General features: G+C 60.6%; 14 protein-coding genes. All 14 read right to left on the bottom strand.

Features of this window, described 5'->3' with window-relative positions; all coding sequences use genetic code 11:
* Positions 1-255: 255 nt before the first annotated feature.
* The gene (locus HV711_RS07520; RefSeq protein WP_013587787.1) at positions 256-780 is read right to left on the bottom strand and encodes a helix-turn-helix transcriptional regulator; all 525 of its coding nucleotides are present in this window, start codon (positions 778-780) and stop codon (positions 256-258) included.
* 34 nt (positions 781-814) lie between these two features.
* Positions 815-1,072, bottom strand: a complete 258-nt coding sequence (locus HV711_RS33440) for a hypothetical protein (RefSeq protein WP_082201659.1) — start codon at positions 1,070-1,072, stop codon at positions 815-817.
* A 316-nt stretch (positions 1,073-1,388) separates the two neighbouring features.
* Entirely contained in the window at positions 1,389-1,973 is a 585-nt protein-coding gene (locus tag HV711_RS07515; protein WP_013587785.1) for an NUDIX domain-containing protein, read from the bottom strand.
* 43 nt (positions 1,974-2,016) lie between these two features.
* Positions 2,017-2,313, bottom strand: coding sequence for a DUF2818 family protein (locus HV711_RS07510; RefSeq protein WP_013587784.1), 297 nt, complete (start codon positions 2,311-2,313; stop codon positions 2,017-2,019).
* Positions 2,313-3,785, bottom strand: a complete 1,473-nt coding sequence (gene nuoN / locus HV711_RS07505; protein ID WP_013587783.1) for an NADH-quinone oxidoreductase subunit NuoN — start codon at positions 3,783-3,785, stop codon at positions 2,313-2,315. The genes HV711_RS07510 and nuoN overlap by 1 nt, the downstream gene beginning before the upstream one ends.
* Before the next feature lie 24 nt (positions 3,786-3,809).
* Positions 3,810-5,300 (bottom strand): NADH-quinone oxidoreductase subunit M, encoded by a 1,491-nt coding sequence (locus HV711_RS07500; protein WP_035487000.1) that lies wholly within the window; start codon positions 5,298-5,300, stop codon positions 3,810-3,812.
* A 14-nt stretch (positions 5,301-5,314) separates the two neighbouring features.
* Positions 5,315-7,384, bottom strand: a complete 2,070-nt coding sequence (gene nuoL, locus HV711_RS07495; protein ID WP_035486998.1) for an NADH-quinone oxidoreductase subunit L — start codon at positions 7,382-7,384, stop codon at positions 5,315-5,317.
* A gap of 17 nt (positions 7,385-7,401) precedes the next feature.
* Positions 7,402-7,707, bottom strand: a complete 306-nt coding sequence (gene nuoK, locus HV711_RS07490) for an NADH-quinone oxidoreductase subunit NuoK (RefSeq protein WP_013339863.1) — start codon at positions 7,705-7,707, stop codon at positions 7,402-7,404.
* Positions 7,708-7,727: 20 nt separating this feature from the next.
* Positions 7,728-8,411 (bottom strand): NADH-quinone oxidoreductase subunit J, encoded by a 684-nt coding sequence (locus tag HV711_RS07485; protein WP_013587780.1) that lies wholly within the window; start codon positions 8,409-8,411, stop codon positions 7,728-7,730.
* 213 nt (positions 8,412-8,624) lie between these two features.
* Positions 8,625-9,113 (bottom strand): NADH-quinone oxidoreductase subunit NuoI, encoded by a 489-nt coding sequence (gene nuoI, locus HV711_RS07480; protein WP_013587779.1) that lies wholly within the window; start codon positions 9,111-9,113, stop codon positions 8,625-8,627.
* A gap of 15 nt (positions 9,114-9,128) precedes the next feature.
* On the bottom strand, positions 9,129-10,193 hold the full coding sequence (gene nuoH, locus HV711_RS07475) for an NADH-quinone oxidoreductase subunit NuoH (RefSeq protein WP_035486994.1): 1,065 nt from the start codon (positions 10,191-10,193) through the stop codon (positions 9,129-9,131).
* The gene (nuoG, locus tag HV711_RS07470) at positions 10,194-12,527 is read right to left on the bottom strand and encodes an NADH-quinone oxidoreductase subunit NuoG (protein ID WP_035486992.1); all 2,334 of its coding nucleotides are present in this window, start codon (positions 12,525-12,527) and stop codon (positions 10,194-10,196) included.
* A gap of 196 nt (positions 12,528-12,723) precedes the next feature.
* Complete coding sequence (nuoF, locus tag HV711_RS07465) at positions 12,724-14,052, bottom strand: NADH-quinone oxidoreductase subunit NuoF (RefSeq protein ID WP_013587777.1); 1,329 nt, start codon at positions 14,050-14,052, stop codon at positions 12,724-12,726.
* Entirely contained in the window at positions 14,049-14,534 is a 486-nt protein-coding gene (gene nuoE / locus HV711_RS07460) for an NADH-quinone oxidoreductase subunit NuoE (RefSeq protein ID WP_013587776.1), read from the bottom strand. Before nuoE ends, nuoF begins: the two co-directional genes overlap by 4 nt.
* Positions 14,535-14,660 lie beyond the last annotated feature (126 nt).

The following is a 14,660-nucleotide window of genomic DNA, read 5'->3' as shown; positions in this document are numbered from 1 at the left end:
CAGGGGCTTGCTTGCCAGTTTAGCGCAAAACGAAGTTTTGTGAACGGTCGTTCGTAAAAAGTTGGCGGACCACGCGTTCATATTAAGACGCTGCCGGAAGATCAGGCGTGGTGGGCGATTTTAACGCTTCGCGCAAACACCTGCTGAACGCGATATGACCGGACGAGCCCGACCCGCGTGCGTGTTACCACCTTAGCGCATCCGAAAAACTGCGCACTCACGGGGTGGCTCCTCGTACGGTTCCCTGTTGAGCGCTCACGCGACGAGGCGTTCGAGTCGACGACTCAGTTGCGGCTCAAGCGCGCGCACTTCTTTGGCGAGGTTGATCTGCTTGGCCGACTTCGCGACATCGAAAACGTCTGGCTTGATGTCGTATCCACCACGGGAATCCAGCCAATCGAGCACGTCCGACAAATGCCACACCGACGCACTTCCCTCGTGCACCGGCGCCGGGAACTCAACTGCATGACTCAGCATAAGCTTGCGCATGTTTTGCCGGGACACGCCCGCAATCTCGGCCACGTCTGTCAGACCAACGAAATCCGGGCCCGCTTCGACAAGCCGTGCCGACGGCACCGCATTCTTGACGTCGCGAAGCGCGCTGGCCAGCGCCTCGAACGCGGACGCCGCTTCTCGAGAAAAGACCAGCGCGAGCCGCCCCGGCTGACCCACGCCGATTGTGGCGTCGTCACACCCCGCTTCGCCCAGTCGCTCGACAATCGCGTCAAGATCGCAGTCTTGCGCAGCGAGTTTGTACTTCAACGTGAACGTATATTCCATGTGCTACTCCTACTCAATTCCTTGACTTTGCAACTCAATGCCGGCATGAACGGTGCGCCGTGCAGTTGTCGACCACACGCCGCAAGTGCCTGGCATGACTAACCGCATTCTTAGGCGTACTCCACACACTTGAGATGCCGAACTCTCCGCAACGGCACTCTGCGTCTTTATAAGGGCAATAGATTTTTCCCCACGCGTGCCCCTTGCCTCTGCCTTGTATGCGCCACCCGCGCCGCTCGGCATATGCCAATGCGGCCTCAATCTCTTTCTTAGCGTGGACTCCACGAACCATCCTGTCCTCCAATGTAGTACGCGCAAATCAGGTTGTCAAGTGACAACCTGATTTCAGTCAGCGACGCTCGCGCCCATATACTTCGTTATGCAAAGTAATTTGACGAGAAAACGGTTTTTCGGAGTTCCATACTAAAGTAGGCGCCACAATGACGCGAGACTGTCGGATGGCATAGGACAAAGGCGCATTCGTTCAGACGCCATGAGAAATGTGGAAGGTTTGGCGCGCCCAACAATGACAAAGCCCCTGACGGTCAAAACCGCCAGGGGCTTCGCTGATGCCGCACCAATACTTGTGTGCCGGCAGATGCCACGATTTATTGCGGTTGCGCCATCGGCCATGCGCCCGACAACACCTTCTCGAGCCAGAACGTCCCGATGATGGTTTTGACGTCTGTGATCTTGCCGGTTCGCACCCACTCCGACACTTCGGGAACCGTCGCCGTGAACATTTCGAGAAACTCGCCGTCGTCGAGCTTGCGTTCGCCGGCCGTGAGACCTCGCGCGAGATAGATGTCGATGAACTCGGTCGAGTAGGAAATAATCGGATGGATACGCGTCAGGTACACATACTCGCGCGCCGTGTAGCCCGTCTCTTCGCGCAATTCGCGAATCGCGCAGGCGAGCGCGCCTTCGTTCGGATCGAGTTTGCCGGCCGGATACTCGACCATAACCTTGCCCATCGGATAGCGATACTGGCTTTCCAGCAGCACACGGCCGTCATCGAACAGGGGAATCACCATCACGGCGCCCGGATGCTCCACATATTCGCGGGTGGCATGCTTGCCGTCCGGCAGACGAACGGTGTCGCACTTGAGTGTCAGAAACGGCCCTTGATGGACCGTTTTACTGTCGACACAGGTCTCGGTAAGGACGGCGTCGTGATTGGGAAGTTCAGCCATATGCGGACCTCGGAACAGCTTGGTGCGCGACGGCGTGACGCCGTCAGCGGCGTTTGAGGAGATACTGGAAAGTGAAGCCGGGGAAGGCGAAGACGACGAACAGTGCGAACGTGATCGCGTAAAACTGCCACCCCTGTTCAAACCGATTGCCGGCACGCGCTTCGAGCAGAAAACCGAGCGCGCCGACCACGAAGTACAGCACGATCAGTTCGGCAATGCGGAGCCAGGCGCTTTTCTTCGCCGCCTTCAACGGGACGGCGGCGAAGAGTCGCTGATTCAGGAACGGCAGGTTGGCGCCGACGAGCGCCAACAGCACGATAAACCAGCCAGCGGCGGACATTAGAACGACAGCGTGTGCTGGATAGCTTGCAGGCAAGCCTTCAAGAGCGGGTCCGGCACGATGCCGAGTACCAGCACCGCGACGCCGTTGAGCGCGAGCAACGCGCGAGTGCCCGTGTCCGCGGTGATGGCCGACTTGTCTTGCGGCTCGTCGAAATACATCAGCTTCACGATACGCAGGTAGTAGAACGCGCCGAACAGCGAGGTGATCACGGCCAGCACCGTCAGCCAGGTCAGGCCGGCGTTCATCGTAGCCTGCAGTACCGCCAGTTTCGCGTAGAAACCGACTGCGGGCGGGATGCCGGCGAGCGAGAACATCATGACCATCATGACGAACGCGAATACCGGGCTGCGTTGATTCAGGCCCTTGAAGTCGTCGAGCGTGTCGGCTTCGAATTCGCGACGCGCGAGCAGCATGATGACGCCGAAGGTACCCATCGTCGTGATCAGATAGACGATGCTGTAGTACATCGCCGAGCCGTACGCACTCGCCGCGCCGGTGGTCTTGTGGTCGACCACGCCGGCCAGCAGGCCGAGCAGCACGAAGCCCATGTTCGAGATCGCCGAGTACGCGAGCATCCGCTTCACGTTGCGCTGCACGATACCCGTGATATTGCCGACGATGAGCGACAGCGCCGCGAGAATCACCAGCATTTCCTGCCATTCGACTGCGAGCGGCAGCAGACCCATCACGAGAAAGCGCAGGCCCCACGCGAATGCCGCGACCTTCGGACCGCCGCCGACCAGCAGCGTCATGGCCGTGGGCGCGCCTTGATAGACGTCGGGCACCCACATGTGGAACGGCACGGCACCCATCTTGAACGCGACGCCCGCGACGATGAAGATCACGCCGAACAGCAGCACGCTCGGGTCGTAGTGGCTCTGACCGATCGCCTTGAAGACTTCGTTCAGCTCGAGCGAGCCGGTCGCGCCGTACAGCATGGAAATACCGTACAGCAGGAAGCCGGAAGCCAGCGCGCCGAGCACGTAGTACTTCATGGCGGCTTCATTCGACGGCGCGGCCTCGCGACGCAGTGCGATCACGCCATACAGCGACAGCGACATCAGTTCCAGACCGAGGTACAGCGTCAGGAAGTTGTTGCCCGAGATCATGACGATCTGACCGAGCAGCGAGAACATGCCGAGCAGGAAGAACTCGCCGCGATACAGCCCGCGATCTTCGAGGTAGCGGCGCGAATACACGATCGTGACCGTATAGCCGAGGGTCACCACGGCTTTCATCAGATTCGCGAACGAGTCGACCACGTACATGCGGCTGAAGAAGTAGTGCACCGACGGGTCGAACGCATTCACCGCGAACCAGATGCCGGCGACGAGCGTCGACAGGACCGCGATGAAGTACGTGGTACGGCGACCGGCCTGGCCGACGAACGTGTCGTTGAGCCACGCGACGACAACGGCGAGCATCACCAGCGCGTCGGGCAACAGAGCAGTCATAGGGGCGTTTTGCATGGTGTTTGATTCCTCCGCTCTGCGTTACTGAGACAACGGCAGCTTCGACTGCGCAACGTGGGAGAGGAGGTTTTCCACGGATACGTGCATCACATCGGTAAAGGGCTTCGGATACAGGCCCATGAAAAGCGTCAGTGCGGCGAGCACTGCCAGCATGAAAAATTCGCGGCGGCCGATGTCGAGCAGGCTCTTCACGTGGTCGTTGGCGACCGCGCCGAAGTACACGCGCTTGTACATCCACAGCGTGTAGGCTGCGCCCAGGATCAGCGTCACGGCAGCGCCGGCCGCGATCCAGAAGTTGTACTGGACGGCGGCGAGAATCACCATGAATTCGCCGACGAAACCCGAGGTGCCCGGCAAACCGCAATTGGCCATCGAAAACAGCATGACGAAAGCCGCAAACTTCGGCATGACGTTGACGACGCCGCCGTAGTCCGCAATCTGACGCGAATGCATGCGGTCGTACAACACGCCGATGCTAAGGAACATGGCACCCGACACGAAACCGTGCGAGATCATCTGCACGATCGCGCCTTCTACGCCGAGCTGATTGAAGATGAAGAAGCCGAGCGTAACGAAGCCCATGTGCGCAATCGACGAATACGCGACGAGCTTCTTCATGTCGGCCTGCACCATCGCGACGAGACCGATGTAGATCACGGCGATCAGCGACAGCGTGATGACGACCGGCGCGAGAAAGTGGCTTGCGTCCGGCGTAATGGGCAACGAAAAGCGCAGGAAACCGTAGGCGCCGAGCTTCAGCATGATCGCGGCCAGCACGACGGAGCCGCCCGTCGGCGCTTCCACGTGAGCGTCAGGCAACCACGTGTGCACCGGCCACATCGGCACCTTCACGGCGAACGCCATGAAGAACGCGATAAACAGCAGGATCTGCGGCGTCATCGCGATTTGCGCGTGCTGCCAGGTGGCGAGGTCGAATGTACCGGTCTGGATGTACAGATAGAGCAGCGCGACCAGCATGAGCAGCGAGCCCATCAGCGTGTACAGGAAGAACTTGAACGCCGCGTAGACGCGGTTCGCCCCGCCCCACACGCCGATGATGATGTACATCGGAATCAGCGTTGCTTCGAAGAACACGTAGAACAGCATGCCGTCGGCCGCGCTGAACACGCCGACCATGATGCCCGACAGGATCAGGAACGAAGCGAGGTACTGGCCGACGTTCTTCGTAATGACTTCCCACGCGGCGATCACGACGATCACGGTGATCAGTGCGGTCAGCACCACGAACCACATCGAGATGCCGTCGACGCCCAGGTGATACGTGATACTGAATCGTTCGATCCAGTTCGCCTTTTCGACGAACTGCAGGTCGGCGGTGCTCGAATCAAAACCGGTGATCAGCGGAATCGTGACGAGAAAGCTCACGATGGAGCCGATCAATGCAATCCAGCGCGCGGGGCCCGGGTTGCGGTCGGAACCGATGGCCAGAACCAGCAGGCCGAAAAGGATCGGTAACCAGATGGCAATACTGAGAATCGGATAAGCGTGCATTAGTGTCCCTCGCCTTATTTGCCGCCGAGCGTTACAAACAGGGTCAGGAGCCCCAACATGCCGATAATCATGGCGAACGCGTAGTGGTAGATGTAGCCGGATTGGAGGAAACGGATCACGCCGGCGAACCAGCCGATAAAGCGTGCGCTGCCGTTGACGATACCGTCGATCACGACGACGTCGCCTTCCTTCCAGAGACCACGGCCAATTGCCACCGCGCCCCGCGCAAACACGACTTCGTTGATCTTGTCCATGTAGTACTTGTTGTCGAGCAGCGTGTAGATCGGACCGAACGCGCGCTTGATGGTAGCCGGCAGTTCAGGACGAACCAGATACAGGAACCACGCGACCACGACCCCCGCGAGCGCCAGCCAGACCGGCAGACCGGCCACCGAGTGCAGGCCCATTGCCGCCCAGCCGTGGAACTCTTCCGCCATTTCATGCAGTGCCGGATGGTTTTCGCCGATGAAGATGACCTTCTCGAACGCCACGCCGTGCCGGAAGAAGTCGCCGAACAGCATCGGACCGACAGCAATCGCACCGATCACGACCGACGGAATGGCCAGCAACACGAGCGGCACCCACACCACCCACGGCGTTTCATGAGGTTCGTGCGCGTGACCGTGGTCGTCGTGACCATGACCGTGCGCGTCGTGGCCGTTGCCATGACCGTGTGCCGCGGCTTCGGCGCCCATCGGCGAATCCGGATGCTTCGGATCGCGGAAGCGCTCCTTGCCATGGAACACCATGAAATACATACGGAACGAGTACAGCGCGGTGACGAACACGCTTGCCACCACGGCGAAATAGGCAAAGCCCGAACCCGGCAGATGCGACAGCTTGACGGCGTCGATAATCGAATCTTTCGAGTAGAAGCCCGAGAAGAAAGGCGTGCCGATCAGCGCGAGCGAACCGATCAGCGACGTGATCCACGTGATCGGCATGTACTTGCGCAGCCCGCCCATGTTGCGCATGTCCTGATCGTGGTGCATGCCGATGATCACGGAACCCGCGCCGAGGAACAGCAGCGCCTTGAAGAACGCGTGCGTCATGAGGTGGAACACGCCGACCGGATAAGCCGAGACGCCGAGCGCAACCGTCATGTAGCCGAGTTGCGAGAGCGTGGAGTACGCCACCACACGCTTGATGTCGTTCTGGACAATGCCGAGGAAACCCATGAACAGCGCGGTAATGGCACCGATCACTGTGACGAACGACAGCGCGCTATCCGACAGTTCGAACAGCGGCGACATGCGCGTGACCATGAAGATACCGGCCGTCACCATGGTTGCCGCGTGAATCAGCGCGGAAATCGGCGTGGGGCCTTCCATCGAATCGGGCAGCCACACGTGCAGCGGAAACTGCGCGGACTTACCCATTGCGCCGATGAAGAGGCAAATACAGGCCACCGTCAGCAAGCCCCAGTCCGTGCCCGGGAAGCTCAGCGCCGCAAGCTCCGTACGCTTTGCGAACACGTCGCCGTAGTTCAACGAACCGGCAAACGCGAACAGCAGGCCGATACCGAGCAGGAAGCCGAAGTCGCCGACGCGGTTCACGAGGAACGCCTTCATGTTCGCGTAGATGGCCGACTCGCGCGTGAAGTAGAAACCGATCAGCAGGTACGACACCAGACCCACCGCTTCCCAGCCGAAGAACAGCTGCAGGAAGTTGTTGCTCATGACGAGCATCAACATCGAAAACGTGAAGAGCGAGATGTACGAGAAGAAGCGCTGGTAGCCGTCGTCGTCGGCCATGTAGCCGATCGTGTAGATGTGCACCATCAGCGACACGAAGGTCACGACGCACATCATCATGGCCGTCAGCGAATCGACGAGGAAGCCGATCTCGAACTTCGTCTTGCCGATCATCATCCATTCGTAGACGGTCGCGTTGAAGCTCGCGCCGTCCAGCACCTGGAAGAACACCATCATCGACAGGACGAACGAGATGGCAACGCCGAGAATCGTGACCGAGTGCGCGCCCGCGCGCCCTACAGCCTTCCCGAACAGCCCCGCGACCAGTGAGCCGGCCAGCGGCGCCAGCGGAATCGCCAGCAGCAGGTTTTCATTAAGTATCGTGGACATAACCGCTTTTCCTGAGATTAACCTTTGAGCTGATCGAGATCTTCGACATTGATCGTGTCGAGACTACGGAATAGGGTCACCAGAATGGCGAGGCCGATCGCCGCTTCCGCTGCCGCTACTGTCAGCACAAAAAACACGAAAATCTGGCCATGCACGTCGCCGAGGTAATGCGAGAAGGCGACAAAATTGGTGTTCACCGCGAGCAGCATCAATTCGATCGCCATCAGGATGATGATGACGTTGCGGCGGTTCAGGAAAATGCCGACGACGCTGATCGCAAAGAGAATCGCGCCGAGCACGAGGTAATGGGCAAGGGTCAACATGATTTCTATCTCCTGTGCGCTCAGCTGTTCTTCGCAGACGCCGATTCGGCTGCCGCCGCTGCTGCGGCCTCTTCCGCCGCGACAGTCGCCGCGCTCTTCTCCGACGGCATCTTCACGACGCGCACGCGGTCCTGCGCGCGCACCTTGACCTGCTGGCTGATTGTCTGGCGCTTGCTGTCCTTCTTGTGGCTCGTGGTCAGCGCGATGGCCGCGATAATCGCCACCAGCAGCACGAGTCCGGCAATTTCAAACGCGAAGATGTAGTCGGTGTAGATCACCTTGCCGATCAGGCGGGTGTTCGACCAGTCGCCCATGCCGCTCGCGGCGGCGGTCGTGTCGCGCACCACCGTGCTCGTCGCACCGTAGCCGTGCCACAGGATGAGCGCGGTTTCGAGCACGATGATCGCGCCAACGACCGTGGCCATGGGCACAAAGCGTTTGAAGTCCTTGCGCAGCACGTCGAGGTTGATGTCCAGCATCATCACGACGAAAAGGAACAGCACCATCACCGCGCCCACATAAACCAGCACCAGCAGGATGGCGAGGAACTCGGCCTGCAGCAGCATCCAGATAGCGGCTGCGTTGAAAAACGCCAGCACGAGAAACAGTGCGGACGACACCGGGTTGCGCGAGGTGATCACCTTCAGCCCTGAAACCACCAGGAGCAGCGCGAAGATGTAGAACAGTACGGTCGTGAATTCCATGATTACCGGTTCATCGTTAGGCCATCGTCAGGCATTTTCTTTGGCACGTGCATCTGGCAAGCACGCTGACAACAGCGTGAAAACCGCCAGAACAACCGCACAGGTGCGCCATGCCGCGGCATTCACGCCGCGGCGTCCGGCCCGACAACAGGCCGTGTTACTGCTGCATTGACTCGATGCGCGACTGCCGCATCTACCGCTTCACTTGACGCTTTAACGATACGGCGCGTCGGCAGCCTTGTTCGCGGCGATTTCCGTTTCGTAGCGATCGCCGACGGCCAGCAGCATTTCCTTCGTGAAGTACAGATCGCCGCGCTTTTCGCCGTGATACTCAAGAATGTGCGTCTCGACGATCGAATCGACCGGGCAGCTTTCTTCGCAGAAGCCGCAGAAGATGCACTTGGTCAGGTCGATGTCGTAGCGCGTGGTGCGCCGCGTGTTGTCCTCGCGCGTTTCGGACTCGATCGTAATAGCGAGCGCCGGGCACACCGCTTCGCACAGCTTGCAGGCGATGCAGCGCTCTTCGCCGTTTTCATAACGGCGCAGCGCATGCAGTCCGCGAAAGCGCGGCGAAATGGGCGTTTTCTCTTCCGGGAACTGCACGGTGACCTTGCGCTGGAACGTATAACGCCCGGTCAGCGCGAGGCCCTTGACGAGTTCCGTCAGGAAGAAGGTCTTGAAAAAGTTTTGGATTGCGGTCATGAGTTCATCCGCCCTTTATTTCCAGATATTCCACGGCGACATGATCCAGAAGCCGACCACCACCAGCCATACCACGCAAACGGGAATGAAAATCTTCCAGCCGAGACGCATGATCTGGTCATAGCGGTAGCGCGGAAACGTGGCACGCGCCCAGATGAACACCGACAGCAGCAGGAAAACCTTGAGGACGAGCCAGAAGATACCTGGGATAAACGACAGGAAGCCGAACGGCGCACTCCAGCCGCCGAGGAACAGCGTCGACGCCAGTGCCGAGATCACGATCATGTTGATGTACTCGGCGAGGAAGAACAGCGCGAACGCCATGCCCGAGTAGTCGATCATGTGACCCGCGACGATTTCCGACTCACCTTCCACCACGTCGAACGGATGGCGGTTCGTTTCGGCGATGCCCGAGATGAAGTACACGACGAACATCGGCAGGAGCGGCAGCCAGTTCCACGACAGGAAGTTCAGGCCGTGCGCCGCGAAAAAGCCGCGTTCCTGCGAACCGACGATGTCCGACAGGTTCAGCGTACCGGCCGTCATCAGCACGACGACCAGCGCAAAGCCCATGGAAATTTCGTACGACACCATCTGCGCCGCGGCGCGCATGGCGCCAAGGAACGCATACTTCGAGTTCGACGCCCAGCCGGCCAGAATCACGCCGTACACGCCGATCGACGAAATGGCGATCGCATACAGCAGACCTGCGTTGATGTCGCCGAGCACCGCGCCCGCCTGGAACGGAATCACCGCCCAGACCGCGAAGGCCGGCACCACCACCATGATCGGCGCGATCATGTAGATCCAGCGGCTTGCCTGGGTCGGCTGAATCACTTCTTTCAGCAACAGCTTCAGCACGTCGGCGATCGGCTGCAAGAGACCTGCGGGGCCGACGCGGTTCGGGCCGAGACGCACGTGCATCCAGCCGATCAGCTTACGCTCCCACAGAATCAGGTAAGCCACGCACAGCAGGATCACGACGGCCACCACCAGGATGCGCACCAACGCCCACACCGTGGGCCATGCCACACCGAGAAGCTGGATGCCGCCCGAGTTGATCGTATCGAACAAGCTCATTTACGCCTTCTCCACCACCAGTTCACCGAACAGGCTGCCCAGCGCTGCACCGGCAGGCGTAGCCGCCGACACGCGGACGACCGTCTCCGCAAGATTCGCATCGCGCACGGCCGGCAACTGCACCGATTGCTCGCCCTGGCGCACGCGAACCGCGTCGCCTTCCTTCAAACCCAGTTTGTCGAACAGCGCCGCCGGCAGGCCGACCTTGTTCGCGGCGCGCGCCGCGGCGGTCAGATGCAGCGACTCGGCGCGACGGACCAGCGGGTCGGCGTGGTAAATGGGCACGTCGGCGATACGCTCGAACTTGCCTTCCGCTGCCTTCGCCGCCTTGCCGCGAGCAACCGCTACGCTCGTGCGGTTCGACAGACGCGCTTGCAGTTCGCCGTCGCCGAGTGCCGCCGTGCGCACTTCTTCCGCCGTGTCGTATTCGAAACCGGAGGCGCCCAACAGACTGCCCAGCACGCGCAACACTTTCCATGCAGGACGCGTGTCGCCGAGCGGGCGCACGACGCCGTTGAACGTCTGCACCGTGCCCTCCGCATTCACAAAGGTACCGGCCGTTTCGGTGAACGGCGCGATGGGCAGCAGCACGTCGGCATATTCGGCGCCCGTCTGGAACGGCGACATGACGACGACCATTTCCGCCTGCTTCAGTGCGGCCAGCGCCTCAACCGGATTGGCCGTGTCGAATTCCGGTTCGAAATTCAGCAGCAGATAGCCCTTGCGCGGTTGCTCGAACACTTCACGGGCGTTCAGACCGCCCTCGCCCGGCAATGCATTCACGAGATGGGCGCCGACCGTGTTCGCCGCCTCCGTCAGGAAGCCGAGCGTTGCGCCGGTTGCGTCGGCGATCCATTGCGCCGCCGCATGAATGACCGCGAAATCCGGATGACGCACCGCGCCGTTGCCGAGCAGCACAAGGCGGCGTTCGCCCGTAGCCAGCGACTTTGCGACGTCCTTGTCGGCTTCCGTGGCTTCTACGCCGGAGAACGCTTCCGGCAACGCGGTGCCGTTCGCCTGCGAAACCGCCGATGCGATGGCGCCCAGTGCCTGAAGCCATGCCGACGGCGCAGCGGCGATACGTTGCGCTTGCGGAATCAGCGCATCGTCGCCGCTCGCTTGCACCAGCGTGAGCTTCGCGCCGCCCTTCGCGGCCTGACGCAGGCGCGCGGCGAAGAGCGGGTGATCGCGACGCAGGTCCGAACCGATCACGAGTGCGGAGTCGATATTCGACAGGTCCGCAATCGTGGTGCCGAGCCACGGCGCGCCGTTGACCGGAGCCGAGAAATCCGATTGACGCAGACGGAAGTCGACGTTAGGCGTGCCGACCGCTTGCGCCAGCTGCTTCAGCAGGAACAGTTCCTCAACCGTGCTGTGGGCGCTCCCGAGCGCAGCCAGCGCGTTTGCGCCGTGGTCGCCCTTGATGCCCTTCAGACCCTTCACCACGTAGTCGAGCGCCGTCTGCCAGTCGGTTTCCACCCACTTGCCGCCCTGCTTCAGCATGGGCTGCGTGAGACGCTCCGGACTATTCAGGCCTTCGTACGAGAAGCGGTCCTTGTCCGAAATCCAGCATTCGTTGATCGCTTCGTTTTCGAACGGCAAAACGCGCATGACGCGGTTGTTCTTCACCTGCACCACCAGGTTTGCGCCGACGGAATCGTGCGGGCTCACCGACTTGCGGCGCGACAGTTCCCACGTACGGGCGCTGTAGCGGAACGGCTTGCTGGTCAGCGCGCCGACCGGGCACAGGTCGATCATGTTGCCGGACAGTTCGGAGTCCACCGTCTTGCCGACGAACGACGTGATTTCCGAATGCTCGCCGCGGCCCAGCATGCCGAGTTCCATCACGCCGGCGACTTCCTGGCCGAAGCGCACACACCGCGTGCAGTGAATGCAACGCGACATTTCTTCCATCGAGATCAGCGGACCGACGTTCTTGTGGAACACCACACGCTTTTCTTCGCTGTAGCGCGACGACGACTTGCCGTAGCCCACGGCCAGATCCTGCAACTGACACTCGCCGCCCTGATCGCAGATCGGGCAATCGAGCGGATGGTTGATCAGCAGGAATTCCATCACGGATTGCTGACCCTTCACTGCTTTTTCCGACTTCGTGCGCACGACCATGCCGGCCGAGACGGGCGTCGCGCATGCGGGCACGGCTTTCGGCATCTTTTCGACATCGACGAGACACATCCGGCAGTTGGCCGCAATCGACAGCTTCTTGTGATAGCAGAAGTGCGGAATGTACGTGTCGACCTTATGCGCAGCCTGGATCACCATGCTGCCTTCGGGCACTTCTACCTTCTTGCCGTCTATTTCAAGTTCAACCATGATGGTCAATCTTCCTTAACCTGTTACCGCTCAATCGTTCGCCCCGTTCATCGCAGGCTTCTGCAATGAATCCCGTGGTTGACGTGTTCTGGTGCGTAGCTGTCTGGCGCGTTGCTTGCCCGGCGCTTGCCCGAGCGCTTTAGGTTCGCGCCTCGGGCAATCTGAAGCTCACTTTGAAGCTCATTCCAAAGTTCGATCAGGCCGCCACTGTTTCGGCTGCCGCCGCAGCACCCGCATGACCGCCGACAAGGCAATGCTTGTGAGCGACGTGATATTCGAATTCGTCCCAGTAGTGCTTGAGCATGCCGCGAACCGGCATGGCCGCCGCATCGCCGAGCGCGCAGATCGTGCGGCCCATGATGTTTTCCGCGACAGAGTTCAGCAGATCCAGGTCTTCCGGACGGCCGAGCCCATGCTCGATACGATGCACGACGCGATACAGCCAGCCCGTGCCTTCACGGCAAGGCGTGCACTGACCGCACGACTCTTCGTAATAAAAGTACGACAGGCGCAGCAGCGAGCGCACCATGCAGCGCGTTTCGTCCATGACGATGACCGCGCCGGAGCCAAGCATGGAGCCCGCCTTCGCGATCGAGTCGTAGTCGAGGTCCGTCTGCATCATGATGTCGCCGGGAATGACCGGCGCCGACGACCCGCCGGGAATGACCGCCTTGATCTTTCTGCCGCCGCGCATGCCGCCCGCGAGTTCCATCAGCGTGGCGAACGGCGTGCCGAGCGGAACCTCGTAATTGCCGGGACGTTCGACGTCGCCGGAAATCGAGAAGATCTTGGTGCCGCCGTTATTCGGCTTGCCGATTTCGAGGTAATTCTGCGGGCCGATGGCGAGCAGGAACGGCACTGCGGCGAACGTCTCGGTGTTGTTGATGGTGGTCGGCTTGCCGTACACGCCGAAGCTCGCCGGGAACGGCGGCTTGAAGCGCGGCTGGCCCTTCTTGCCTTCCAGCGATTCGAGCAGCGCCGTTTCCTCGCCGCAGATGTAGGCGCCATAGCCATGGTGCGCATGCAGTTCGAACGAAAAGCCCGAACCCATGATGTTCTCGCCGAGGAACCCAGCGCGGCGAGCTTCGTCCAACGCTTCTTCAAAGCGCTTGTAGACTTCCCAGATTTCGCCGTGGATATAGTTGTAGCCGACCGTAATGCCCATCGCGTACGCGCCGATCGCCATGCCTTCAATCAGCGAATGCGGATTGAAGCGCAGAATGTCGCGGTCTTTGAACGTGCCCGGTTCGCCTTCGTCCGAGTTACAGACCAGGTACTTCTGCCCCGGAAACTGACGCGGCATGAAGCTCCACTTCAGACCGGTCGGGAAGCCCGCACCGCCACGGCCGCGCAGACCCGACGCCTTGACGTCGGCGATCACCTGCTCGGGCGGAATTTTTTCTTCCAGAATGCGGCGCAGCTGGGCATAACCGCCGCGCGCCACATAGTCTTCGAGATGCCAGTTGTCGCCGTTCAGGCCAGCGAGAATCAGCGGTTTGATGTGACGATCGTGTAAAGACGTCATTTCGAAAGTTCCTCGAGCAGCTGGTCGATCTTCTCGCGGCTCATGAAGCTGCACATGCGATGGTTATTCACCAGCATCACCGGCGCGTCGCCGCACGAACCCATGCATTCACCTTCTTTCAAGGTGAATTTGCCGTCGGCCGTGGTTTCGCCGAAGTCGATGCCGAGCTTCTGCTTCAGATATTCAGCGGCGCTGTCGGAGCCGCCGTCCGGGCCGAGCTGGCACGGCAGGTTCGTGCAGAGCGTGATCTTGTACTTGCCGACGGGCGACGTCTCATACATCGTGTAGAAGGTTGCCACCTCCTGCACAGCGACAGCCGGCATGCCGAGGTAGTCCGCGACGAACTGCATGAGTTCGGGCGAGAGCCAGCCATGCTCTTCCTGAGCAGTGGCCAACGCCGACATCACGGCGGACTGTTTCTGATCGGCGGGATACTTCGCGATCGCACGATCGATTTCTTTCAGGCCTTCAGCTGAGATCATTTTCAGACACGACTCTTTCAATTCCTACCGAACGAAAACCTGTCGCTCACTTCGTGCTGCGACAGACCCGGCGTTCCTTTGCTTGACGCGCGCTTGTGACCTACCCGAACGCGCGCGCCGATGATT

The organism is Paraburkholderia phenoliruptrix (assembly GCF_902859825.1).
Taxonomy (GTDB): domain Bacteria; phylum Pseudomonadota; class Gammaproteobacteria; order Burkholderiales; family Burkholderiaceae; genus Paraburkholderia; species Paraburkholderia phenoliruptrix.
The sequence above is the reverse complement of the archived record's forward strand: the minus strand, read 5'-3'. Positions and strand labels throughout refer to the sequence as shown.

Bases quoted from the DNA above. Each gene is read 5' to 3' on its own strand.
- nuoL (WP_035486998.1), bottom strand. From the start codon at position 7,384: ATGTCCACGATACTTAATGAAAACCTGCTGCTGGCGATTCCGCTGGCG.
- nuoG (WP_035486992.1), bottom strand. From the start codon at position 12,527: ATGGTTGAACTTGAAATAGACGGCAAGAAGGTAGAAGTGCCCGAAGGC.
- HV711_RS07520 (WP_013587787.1), bottom strand. From the start codon at position 780: ATGGAATATACGTTCACGTTGAAGTACAAACTCGCTGCGCAAGACTGC.
- nuoK (WP_013339863.1), bottom strand. From the start codon at position 7,707: ATGTTGACCCTTGCCCATTACCTCGTGCTCGGCGCGATTCTCTTTGCG.
- HV711_RS07500 (WP_035487000.1), bottom strand. From the start codon at position 5,300: ATGCACGCTTATCCGATTCTCAGTATTGCCATCTGGTTACCGATCCTT.
- nuoE (WP_013587776.1), bottom strand. From the start codon at position 14,534: ATGATCTCAGCTGAAGGCCTGAAAGAAATCGATCGTGCGATCGCGAAG.
- nuoH (WP_035486994.1), bottom strand. From the start codon at position 10,193: ATGAGCTTGTTCGATACGATCAACTCGGGCGGCATCCAGCTTCTCGGT.
- nuoI (WP_013587779.1), bottom strand. From the start codon at position 9,113: ATGACCGCAATCCAAAACTTTTTCAAGACCTTCTTCCTGACGGAACTC.
- HV711_RS33440 (WP_082201659.1), bottom strand. From the start codon at position 1,072: ATGGTTCGTGGAGTCCACGCTAAGAAAGAGATTGAGGCCGCATTGGCA.
- HV711_RS07510 (WP_013587784.1), bottom strand. From the start codon at position 2,313: ATGTCCGCCGCTGGCTGGTTTATCGTGCTGTTGGCGCTCGTCGGCGCC.
- nuoN (WP_013587783.1), bottom strand. From the start codon at position 3,785: ATGCAAAACGCCCCTATGACTGCTCTGTTGCCCGACGCGCTGGTGATG.
- HV711_RS07485 (WP_013587780.1), bottom strand. From the start codon at position 8,411: ATGGAATTCACGACCGTACTGTTCTACATCTTCGCGCTGCTCCTGGTG.
- HV711_RS07515 (WP_013587785.1), bottom strand. From the start codon at position 1,973: ATGGCTGAACTTCCCAATCACGACGCCGTCCTTACCGAGACCTGTGTC.
- nuoF (WP_013587777.1), bottom strand. From the start codon at position 14,052: ATGACGTCTTTACACGATCGTCACATCAAACCGCTGATTCTCGCTGGC.